The 11450-nt window shown below is 43.7% G+C and carries 9 protein-coding genes; 8 read left to right on the forward strand and 1 reads right to left on the reverse strand.

Annotated elements, in window-relative coordinates; all coding sequences use genetic code 11:
• The first annotated feature begins 78 nt into the window (after positions 1 to 78).
• The gene (locus DF182_RS17090; protein ID WP_113617064.1) at positions 79 to 1194 is read left to right on the forward strand and encodes a suppressor of fused domain protein; all 1116 of its coding nucleotides are present in this window, start codon (positions 79 to 81) and stop codon (positions 1192 to 1194) included.
• Here DF182_RS17090 and DF182_RS17095 read toward each other — a convergent pair.
• The gene (locus DF182_RS17095) at positions 1191 to 3209 is read right to left on the reverse strand and encodes a hypothetical protein (RefSeq protein ID WP_113617065.1); all 2019 of its coding nucleotides are present in this window, start codon (positions 3207 to 3209) and stop codon (positions 1191 to 1193) included. The genes DF182_RS17090 and DF182_RS17095 overlap by 4 nt on opposite strands.
• 319 nt (positions 3210 to 3528) lie before the next feature.
• Between DF182_RS17095 and DF182_RS17100 the strand changes: the two genes are divergently transcribed.
• From DF182_RS17100 to DF182_RS17130, 7 genes are all read left to right on the forward strand, one after another.
• The gene (locus tag DF182_RS17100; protein ID WP_113617066.1) at positions 3529 to 4032 is read left to right on the forward strand and encodes an RNA polymerase sigma factor; all 504 of its coding nucleotides are present in this window, start codon (positions 3529 to 3531) and stop codon (positions 4030 to 4032) included.
• Entirely contained in the window at positions 4022 to 4642 is a 621-nt protein-coding gene (locus DF182_RS17105) for a hypothetical protein (protein ID WP_113617067.1), read from the forward strand. Before DF182_RS17100 ends, DF182_RS17105 begins: the two co-directional genes overlap by 11 nt.
• Before the next feature lie 267 nt (positions 4643 to 4909).
• Entirely contained in the window at positions 4910 to 5509 is a 600-nt protein-coding gene (locus tag DF182_RS17110) for a hypothetical protein (protein ID WP_147243459.1), read from the forward strand.
• Between the two features lie 288 nt (positions 5510 to 5797).
• Positions 5798 to 8527, forward strand: a complete 2730-nt coding sequence (locus DF182_RS17115) for a COG1470 family protein (protein WP_113617069.1) — start codon at positions 5798 to 5800, stop codon at positions 8525 to 8527.
• Positions 8528 to 8800: 273 nt separating this feature from the next.
• The gene (locus DF182_RS17120) at positions 8801 to 9478 is read left to right on the forward strand and encodes a Crp/Fnr family transcriptional regulator (protein WP_161964168.1); all 678 of its coding nucleotides are present in this window, start codon (positions 8801 to 8803) and stop codon (positions 9476 to 9478) included.
• A gap of 24 nt (positions 9479 to 9502) precedes the next feature.
• Positions 9503 to 10417, forward strand: coding sequence for a hypothetical protein (locus tag DF182_RS17125; protein WP_113617071.1), 915 nt, complete (start codon positions 9503 to 9505; stop codon positions 10415 to 10417).
• Positions 10418 to 10533: 116 nt separating this feature from the next.
• Positions 10534 to 11391, forward strand: coding sequence for a TraB/GumN family protein (locus tag DF182_RS17130; RefSeq protein WP_113617072.1), 858 nt, complete (start codon positions 10534 to 10536; stop codon positions 11389 to 11391).
• Positions 11392 to 11450: the final 59 nt, after the last annotated feature.

The following is an 11450-nucleotide window of genomic DNA, read 5'->3' on the forward strand; positions in this document are numbered from 1 at the left end:
GATTTCAGAGAGCTTTAATAGTCCTGCGATGAAAGCATTAATTTTGGCGAATACAGTATTATTCTAAAAATTGATATTATGGCGGATCCGGTCATGTTAATAGAACAAGCAAACAACCGTGGTACCATGTACGCGGTGGTAGAACAAGACGACAGAACGGCTTATTTTTATCTGTATCCTTCCGAACTGCTGGCCAGTAAATATTCTCCAAGGCCCTGCTGGCTGCGTAACCTGCAACCGGCGCCGGAGAAAAAAGATATTGCGGCCATGAAAGAAGGCTTGGCCCCCATGCTGGAGGCCCGTTTTTGTAATCATCCTGAAGGCAAAGCACCATTAGAGGCTGCACTGATAAATATCGTATGGATGGAAGAAGGCGATGGCGCTTCTGTTTTTTATGATGGAGAGCTGTTGGGCGTAATCCCTGGCTGGACCCTGTATTCAGAGGAGCGCTCCGTAGCTTATGCTGCTGATTGTATCGGTGCTGCAGATGACAGCATGATGTTTCCGCTGGGGACTCCGGCCACCAATCAGCTGCACCAACGGGTAGCACAGGCCACCGCTTTCTGGGATGACTGGACCAGCGAAACCAACCAGACCTGGAGCATCCTGCAGCAACAGTTTCTCAGCGCCTATGAAGCCGCGCTGGGGCCGGTAACACAATACTACGCCATCGATGGTGACCAGTGGCCTCCTATGGGCATGGCGCGTTTCGAAAAAGATGAAGTGGTGTATTTCCTGACATTGGGAGTGAGCATCCGGCCTATGCCCTGGGTAGAAATCCTTTATAGCGACGAGGCACCAGGCTTCCGACGTATGGAGCTGGCCCTGGCCATCAGCAAAAAAGACTACTCCGAAAAAGAGATCATGAACCTGGCCGGTATCGTATCAGGAATAGCAGACAGGCCCTGGAAACAGGTAACCTGGCTGGGAGAAGGGCATACCATCAGCTCCAGTGAGCTGCCGGTGCCTTATGAAAGCGTGGTGTTGTCGGCTGCATTATATAATGGACCGGCTATTGAATTGCCGAAGATGTACAACGACACCGTGAATCTGTACTGGGTATCTCCCGTTACAAAACCAGAACGACTGTTTGCACATCAAAATCCCAATGGTGGTTATGAGCTGCTGGAAAAAATGATCCATCACGGTATTAACCATATTATACAACCCAGAGAGCAGGTAGTAGCCGGTTAACGGCTGCTACCTGTTACAGGGAATATCTCGGCCGACAGGCTTCTCAAAGCCTGTGCTGCGGCTGGTTTCATTAATACATAGCTGTGGCCGTTAAATACCTCGCTGTTGTCAGATACCTGATAAAGGCGGTAGGGGAGGCCATGCCCGCTCAGTGCTTTATTAATAGTCTTCACCACTATTTCATTACTGAAGTCAGTTGCTTCTCCCGAAGCTGGGACCCGGTAAATCTGTTTGTTAAACATAAATCCGGAAGAAGGTTGCTGAGTACCATTTCTATGCTCAGGTAATTGTGTGAAAAATAATTTATTGTGGGGAAGCATTTGCTGCAAGGCCCTTTGGGTGCCGGTGAGCAGGCTGTATAGATTGTCCTGACTGTCGAAGCAGGCAGGAGAACAGGAGAGTGCTGCACGGTAACCTGCCGGATTTTGCTCCCGGATAGTTGCCTGCAGCAGGGCGGTGTTTCCGGCTGGCAGTACCTGATGCTGCTGACAGATAGCTACAAAAGAATCTATCTGTGTTTTGCTGAGTCTGGAAGAAAGCTGAAAGTAGTCGCCTGGATAAACAGCATAGTCGTAGTCGCCCGGACTGCCGTTGTAACAGCCTTTTATCCGGTCAAACAGGTAAGGGGATTGCAGCAGTGTGGCCTGTTGTTCTGTGAGCAACGCCAGGAAAACAGTATCCGGCAGTGGCTCATAATGGGTAAAGCGATTGGGCGTGATGAAATAAAAGCGCCGGTTGTCGTGCTGGTCTTCCAGGTAATGATTGAGGAACTGGAAATTTTCCGGCCTTATCCAGGATTCAAATTCTTTTTCATCGATCGTTTCCTTGTACAGCTGATTGTTGAGTAGCAGGGTAGCCGACAACAATTTGGCGGACCTGCTAAGTGCCAGTTGTTCCTGATAAGGGTAGAGACCGTTGCTGCCAGGCTTTTGTTTGTAAATACGTATATCCGTTACTGTTAGCGGAAGTATTTTCCGGGAAATTTTATCTGTGACCGTTTTGAAGACGGTCTGAATAGATGCGGGCGGTATGAGGCCATATTCATTTTGCGGGATACAGTCGTATGGTTTTATATCTGTGGCTGTATAGAGTGGTACGGCATTGTTGCAGCCGCTGAGTATGTCATCGGAAGAAAGCAGGGTGAAGGGTTTATACCGTGTAATGATTTGTTTTTTTTGTGTGCTGTCAATGAAACCTGTTTGTTGCAGGCTGTCGAGGTGGTGCAACTGTTGCTCACGGAGATAGGGATATTTATCAAGATAAGTGATATACTTTCCCAATTCCTGCAGGAAGGAACTATGATGGGTGGTGGCAAAAATATTTTTGCCGTTGTTATAGTATTGTTGAATAACGTGGTCGCTGGCAGGGAGGAAGCCGGCCTGCTGGAAAATGGCGACCCAATTGAGATAGGGGGCGAAAGTCTTTACTCTTTCCTGTTGTGCTTCGGGTGTATCTGTCTGATCGTTGACTGAAAATTCCACAGCGGTGTCTTTAAACAGTGGTGTCATTGCTGGTCCAAACCAGCTACCTATGCGACTTACTAATGTGGCCAGGGTATTATTATAGCTCAGATCGTTTGTATAGTTGAAGCGATAAAAGTCGGCAGCGAAGAGCAGAAAGTTGTACAGATCGCAGCGGGAAGGAAACTGCTGTTGCAGGAATTGTTCTTCAGCAAACTGTTCGGTGTGGCCAGACCAGGGGTAGTGGTCAATATGGGCGAGGGAGTCCAGGAGGGCAGGCGGGATGCGGGTTTGGCCGGGTATCCTGTCGATGAGGCCTGCATCTGCTACAAAGATGGATTGTGTAATCCCTTGCAGGGCAACGGTATCCAGGCCTTCGTATAATTTCAGGGGTTGTCCTCCGGCAAACCGTATCAGTTCATCCCGGCCGGTAGCGGTGAGCACCTGTTGGTCTGTCAGTGAACGGGCCATTTCTGTGACGGTAGTGAGGGGAAGTTGCTGAGCATGGGTGGTAAAGCGGCTAACCAATAACAATGTCAATAAAAGATATTTCATGCGGTCTATGGTAAAGTTTGACCGAAGATAATAGTTGTTGCCCACAAACAGGAGGCATTTTATATAGGTAATTACTTGAAGATGATTTTGTTGGAGGAGATGAAAAATGCTGTTGGATTGGGAGAAACGGGATTTTTTTATTTTTTTTCGGAAAAGCTGTAACGAAAGTTCAGGGTGCGCTACTAATGATGTAAATGATTTGAAATATGAATAACATCATGATCATCATCCGGGGGCACACGTAAAGGATTGTACCGGTTCTGGCCGGAAAAAATACCAGTAGTCTTGTATACCTATTTTGTACTAAAAGCTATCCGACTTGGAAAATAAGGAACAGGAATTTCTTGCACACATCGAAAAAAACAAAGGCATTATTCACAAGATCTGTAAAATGTATATGGATACTGTTGATGATCAACAGGACCTGTTTCAGGAAATTGTTTATCAGCTGTGGAAGTCCTACGCATCTTTTCAGCATCAGAGCAGCTTTTCTACCTGGATGTATCGCGTGGCCCTGAATACGGCCATTGTTTTTCTGAAGAAAGAGAAGCGGCAACCGCAGACCTCGGATACGATGCCGGAATATCTGGCGGTAGAAGAACAACAATGGACGGTCAGGGAGCAACAGCTGCATCACTTTTACAGGGCAGTCCGGAAGTTGGAAAAGCTGGAAAAGGCGCTGGTGTTCTATCATCTGGAGAACTACTCACATAAAGAGATTGGGGAAAACCTGGGCATATCGGAAGTGAATGCCAGAGTGAAACTTAATCGGGCTAAAACAAAATTAAAAGAACTGATAAAACAACAAGGTTATGAATTTTGATGATATACAATCCGTATGGAATAATGATGACGACAACCGTCATATTGTAGTGCCCGGCAATCTTACAAAGATAAAAGCGGTGGGGCAGCCGGTGGATAAGATCAGGAAGACGATGCAGCAGGAAGGTATTGTTCAGTTGTTATCTATCATCCTGATGGCTTTTGCACCAAAGTATTTTGGAATGGACAGGACTACACAGTCGGCTTATTATTGTCTGTATGGTGTGATGGTGGCCATCAGCGGATATTACTTCAGTAAATTTTTTCTGTTCTACAAACGTTTAAACTCCAATATGCTGACTACCAAAGACCATTTGTACGAGGTATATTATGATATCAAACTGAATATAGAGATGTATAGATCTTGTACTTATAGTATACTGATGCTGGCGCTTGGTTTTGTGACGGTATATGGATTGGTGGATGCTAAGCTGGCCAGATTCTTTGCAGACAGGCATATTGAGGATATAACCATCATTACTGTGGTCCTTACATTCGTGACGCTTACACTGTTGGTGGCCCTGGCTACAGAGTGGTGGATAAAATTATATTACGGCAAGTATCTGAGGGAAATAAAAGCAATCCTTGATCAGTTGCGGGAAGAGGTATAAAAAGATAGATTTTCGGATGTATTTTCCCGTTAACCAATGCTTAACGGGAAAATACGTATAAGTACCTGTAATGCTTTGCTGTGGCTTGTTTTAGAGTTTTGAAAACGAGTATGCCATAAAGTTGTTAAAAGAATTTTAAAATGATGATGACGGTCATCTTTACGAAAAGATTTTAACTCTAATATTGTGTCATAAACCCCTGACTAAAAAAATGCGCATTTCAATTTCAGGATGCTGTTTTCTCAAAACTCTTTAAACCCAAAAAAAATGAAAAAGCTTATTTTATCTGCAGCTTTTGCTCTTGCTGCCTTTGCAGGTTACGCCCAAACAGGTGCCGCTCCTACTACTGATAACCGTCCTGGCGGTCCCGGATGCTGTAATTTTGACCCCGCTTGTGATCACGCTGTGGTTCTTGTTAGCCTTTGTCTGGAAAACATTATTGAAATCTGCCCTCCACTGGATATCTTAACTGCTAAGTTCGATTCCAAGGACGATTATAACGATGGTCAGGAACTGGAAGACTTCTTCGGTCACCATACCAGCACTTTCTCTGTAAGCTCCAACAGGAACTTCAACGTAACTATCAAATCTGCTTCACCCAACTTCCTGTATGTTGGTCCTGGCGGTGGCAATACAACAATGCCTTGCGGTACACTGTCTTACAACCTGGCCAGCAATGGCACTGGTGGTACCAATGCAACTCCTATGACATGGAATCCGCTGACTGTAGCGGCTGCTCCATTGATCAACAATGGTGTTCATGGTTTAAACAAACCTTTTGGTCTGAAATTTAAAGCAGATCCAGGATGGGACTTTGCTGCTGGTTCTTACAACCTCGGCGTAATTCTGACTGCAACACAATTATAATACCTAAGATTGGACGCTTAAGTAAGCCTTTTCCCCCGGAAGAGGCTTACTTACCCCAAAAAAACTGATGCTGGATATTTCGTTGGATATTTTGTTGGATGTTTATTGGATGTATGTTTTCTATCAGATGTATGTTATCTATAAATGTAAGATGTTACCTCAAATAAATTGGATGTTACCTCATTAAGTTGGATGTTATCTCAAATAAGTTGGATGTTACCTCACTAAGTTGGATGTTTTTGCACTAGATCTAATGTTGGATGTTCAAATAACCCCCCTGTCAGCCCGATGAAATTATCGTTACCTATATTGTATGTGTTATGGCTGCTTAGCTGTAATATCTATAGCCCGGTTGTATTCGGGCAGGGAGCTACCGGCTTTGTAGTGACGGTGAAGGATTCGCTGGCTGCTAATAAAGCTAATCGCTTCTTATATAATAACATTAAGATTATCAATAAGGATAACCGGGCACAATCATTTAATTTATCGGTGACGGTCCCGGATGGCTGGCGGCTGATGGCCCCTGCAAAGGTGATGAGCAAAGTGCTGGAAGCCGGTCAGTCAGAGATGATACCGGTTGTGCTGATGCGATTGCAGAATGCACCGGCGTCCTGGGAGGCGGTGAAGGTGCAGCTTGATGCAAAAGCTTATAAGTTTTATATAAAAGCGGAACCCATCTGCGAGTTTTATGTTACCCCTATTACTAATGTCGTTACGTTGAAAGGTCAGGAGAAAGATTTTAAAATAACGCTCCGGGTAAGGAACACTGGTACCATACCCGGAACGTATCTGACCAATGTGAGAAATAATAATCTTGAGATCAATAGTTCTAAAGCTATCCGGCTAACTCCCGGTGCAGATACGATATGTACCTTTTCCTACAGTCTGAAGGACAAGGCCCTGGGCAAGCTGATGACCGAAAAACTGAACGTCAATGTTACAGACACTTCAGGTGTTAGTTATATGAACTACGTTAAGCTGGAAAGGGCACAGCATGAACGAAAGGAAAAGGAATCCCCGTACCCGATATTTCCGCTCTGGTTTGAAACAGGCGTTATGATATGGGGAAAGCAGGTTAGTTACTATGGTGGTATGCACGGTGAGATCCCCATTGGTGACAACAAGCTTTCCTTTTTTTACCGGACTAAACAATACGGCCTCGGTAATACCCTGGAAAAAAATGTGTTTGGCTTCGGTTATCAATCCAGGCACTGGGATGTTTATCTGGGCCATATGAGCGATATCAAATACTTTTTTACTTACGGAAGTGGAGGAAAGCTTACCTACAGATCCAAACCCGGTACGGAATTTACTTTAAGTGCTACCAAACACAGTGATTTCCTGACTTACTACATGAATGATAATATCACAGGTACGGCAAAATATTCCATCAAAAAAGTAAATATCCTACAGGGAGTGTCTGCAGACTTTGATCATGGCCTGCATCGTACTGCTTATCTTTTTAACAATGAAATACAGTTATTCAATACAGAGAAGGTGACGCTGGGTGTGAATGCAGGTGTGGGAATAGATCATTATCTGCGCAAGGTGGTCGGTTTTCCGGACAAGCCAGGAGCCGCGCTGGGATATAATTTCGCCTTTAGAAGTAAAAGGATTAATTTCTCCAGCATGGTGCAATATTATGGTGATTATTTCCCGGGACTTAACAAAGGGCTGATGTTCCATTCCCATGATGTAAGCTGGAAGTTTAAAACGAATGCACTGGGTATTTTTTATCAGTACAACCGGTCTGGTGTAAATACGCTTCGGGACACAATCTATAATTCGGATGCATTTAAATTTAATTTCACCAAGTATGGGCTGAAATACAGTAATTCTTCAACGAACAGGTCTTTGTCGCTAAGCACTGGTATGTTGGAACAGAGCGTTTCGGTTGCAACTACGATGCCCAAATATATATTCGGGGAGATGTCTTTTGGACAACGGGCCGGCAAGAAATTCAACTTCATCCTGAATTCGATCAGCGGTTATAATAGCTCTTACGGAACCAATAAAAAGGTAGTATTGTTGACCAATACAAATCTCTCTGCAAGCTATAAGTTTTTTGGTGTGAAGGGGAATTATATGCAGCAGCCGATTTTTGACAATACCAATGAGAAAAATTTTCTGCGATATGTTCAAACAGTGCTGGCAGGGCCGTATCTGATGTTTAATGTGTTTAAAAGAGTAAGGACAAATGTTTATTACAATTTCTCCAAATCGCTTTACGATAAAACCATATACCATCAGATAGGCGGTAATATTAGCTACAGTGGCGGCAAGAACGGACTGGATGTAAATGCCTCTGCCATGGTGCCGCTGGAAACAGGAAGTTTGACGCCTAATGGCCTTAGTGAGAAGTATATCAATGTCTCAATTATTAAGAAGTTTAATGTCCCATTAATTTTCAAGAAAAAGTATTATACCTTAAACCTTTTACCTTTTTTTGATGTTAATGCTAATGGAATCAAGGATGCAGGAGAACAGCTTATCCCTAATCTGCAGATCAGTATTAACAGCATTCCCTTTATCTCAGATGAAAGAGGCTCTATTTCCTATAGAAATGTAACTCCTGGTAATTATAAATTGGATTTTGGAGGAGCAAACAACGTAAAAGGCGTCATCCCTGCATCAGGTATAATCCAGAATATTCCGGTCAACAAAGATGTCACTGTTTTCGTGCCCTTTAAAAGGAGCCGAGTGATTACAGGGAGTATCGTGATCAACTCTGACTCTTTAGCCAAAAGCAGTTTTCCCCGCAGCAACATCAAAGTAATCGCAACAGACAGTACAGGTATGCTGTATAGCACCCTGACAGATGATATGGGTAGTTATTTTCTCAATGTGCCCGCCGGCAAATATGCGGTTTCGCTTAACCCGGAGGCTTTCAATGAAAAAATAAAACCCAGAATACTATCCTATACAGTAGATGTAGGCGTACAACTGGAAGCAAAGGCAGACTTCGAAATTGTAGATAGAAGCAGAATGGTGAGGTTCTTTCGCAAAACGGAAAAGTAAATGTATCCCCAAAATATTAAACCCCATTGTTATGAAAAATAAGAGATTTATTTGTTTGAGTATGCACCCCAAATCGTGATAGCTCTATTCTTATGATAACCCCGAAAGATTTTTTCTCTTTCAAGAAAATTTAGCCATATCTCCAATGCTTAGTCGTTTGTCGAAACGAGCCTTGTATGTATGTATTGTCATGTCCTAATTAATTCAGTAAAGATGAAAAAGGTAATGATCATTGAAGAGGAAGCTGATTGTAAACATTCATTAACCCCGATTATGCATTCTTTTAACCCCGTTACCACTGTAGACGAGCTGCTGAAAGCGCAGGTCGATGACGGAAACGTAACAAGCGTTAAAAAGAAACGTATCATCTATTCGGAAGGGAAAACTGCAGCGTCCATTTTTTATATCCTGAAAGGGAAAGTAAAAACCAGTAAATGGAATGAAGAAGGCAAAGAGCTGATCACCGGCCTGTATCATGAAGGCGATTTTATCGGATTCAACGCGCTGCTGGATAGCGGCAGATACCGCGAAACAGCTGAAGTGATAGAAGATGCGGAACTCATCATTATCTCCCGGACTGATCTTGAATATCATTTTGAATATAATAGTAGCTTTCTTCGCAAGTTTCTGGATATACTGGCAGCAAACATCGCCGAAAAACAGGAGCAGATGCTCAGAATGGCTTACAGTCCGCTCCGTAAAAAGGTAGCTGAAGCCCTGCTGATCACATACAAAAAGTATAATCCTTCCAACAAGGGCGAGTTCAGTATGAACATCAGCCGCTGTAATCTGGCAGCCCTCGCCGGTGTAGCCAAAGAGTCGCTGATACGAACCCTCGGTGATCTCCGTGATGAGAATGTCGTTCAAATAAAAGATGGAAAAATTATTGTAACGGATATAAGAAAGCTGGAACATCTGATCTATTGTTCCGATGGGAGATCGAATATTTAGTTAATCCTTCAATCCCATATTATTATGAAACAGTTGATTCTATTATTCCTGTTGTTCAACTTTTTGCTTGCCAGGGCGCAAGATTCTACCGGGAAAAAGAGCGCAATACCGCGGCTCCCTGTTGATACCAGTAAAACAGGGGTGCCTGCCGGGATGCCTTCAGCCCTCGCCGGTAAAGCCCCCGCCGATACGAGCAAAAGAATAGGTTTGGTAATTAAACCATCCACCATTGATTTTAAACTGAACAATGGGCAAACGGGTACCGCCCATGTTTATATAGTAAACCATCTTCCCAAGAAGAAACAGTTTACGATCTATCTCAGCGACTGGGTCAGGGATTCCACCGGAGCGCATACGTACACGCCGCCTGGATCCATTGAACGCTCCTGCGCCCGCTGGGTTAAACTGACTAAAACGTTTATAGAAGTAGAACCCGGACAGACATACGATTATGATATTAAGATACAGGTCCCCGATTCGACCGCTTCTATCAAGGAAATGAAATGGACAATGCTCTTCTTCGAAACAACAGAAGAACAGGTGGTAGAAGGGGCAAATGGACTGAAAACAAACATAAATAACAAAGTAAGGGTTGGTATCCATCTTTACCAGACGCCGCCATCCCTGACCTTTAAAGATGTGAAAATACTGGCCTTCGATAATAAATCCGATAGTGACAAAAAGAAATGTCAGATCGTATGCCAGAACACAGGAACTACACAACTGGAATGTACCAGTTATATAGAACTGTCCAATGTCGCCACTGGCGATAAAACAACAGTCAACGTACCGCAGTTCCCCTTGTTTCCGGAACAAAGACGTATCGTTGAGTTTGAAATACCAAAGAACTTACCTAAAGGAAAATACTCACTCGTAGGAGTGATCGACGCAGGAACAGACGTACCTATGGAAGCTGCACAGGAAATGATAGATATCTGAACTGTATCCACTTAGAATCTGATCCGGCACTATTCTTAGTGCCGGAAATTTTTTTTGAGAAAGTTGTAACGAAAGATTATCTGCACCTACTAATGATGTAAATAAACTTTTAAACGATGAACAATCTGCTCAAAAAAATCACCCTGGCAACAGCCGCTATATTCACTTTCACTGCCTCTTATGCTGCCATCGCTTCCGAACCCACGGAAAAAACAGTACTGTGGGAAATCTCCGGCAACGGACTCAACAAACCTTCCTATCTGTTTGGTACCTTTCATATGCTCTGCAAGGATGATTTTATCATCAGGGAAAAAGTAAAAAAAGCATTCGATAAAACAACCCAACTGGTTATCGAATCCAACGTCTTTGATCCGGCAGAACTCAAAGTGGCACAAGAGGGCTTTACTTCCGATGTGGCACAAAGTGCAAGACTGACCAAAGAACAATACGCTCTGGTAGATTCTGTTGTCCGCAGGAAACTCAATTTTTCCCTCAAACAGCTGGATCATTTCCGCCTGAGTGGTATCCTTTCCTTTTTAGCCCAACAAGGATTTGAATGTGCCAACCCGCAAAGCTTTGAAGCTACCCTGTATAAAGAAGCACAAGAAAAGAAAATGGGATTTGCCGTACTGGAAACCATGAAAGAGCAGGTAGACTATGCAAATAAAGGTTTTAGTGACACTTATTTCTTTAAATACCTGAATACACTCGATAGTCTGAAAGCCAATACCGCCCGGATGGCCAGCGATTACAACCGGGAAGATCTTCAGGCCATCTTCGCACAGATGGATGATCCCGAAATGATACACTGGGTGCTCACCACCCGAAACATCAACTGGGCCAACAAAATGCCAGACATGATGAAAGAGAAAAGTTGCTTCTTCGCAGTAGGCGCCGGCCACCTGGGTGGCGAATCCGGCATGATCAACCTGCTGAGAGCAAAAGGATATAAAGTAAAACCAATCATGAAATAGCGCTTTCATGCGCTGCAAACGCCGGAACACTGTTCCGGTTTTTGCTATTAACGGTAACG

It is taken from the genome of Chitinophaga flava (assembly GCF_003308995.1).
Classification (GTDB): Bacteria; Bacteroidota; Bacteroidia; order Chitinophagales; family Chitinophagaceae; genus Chitinophaga; species Chitinophaga flava.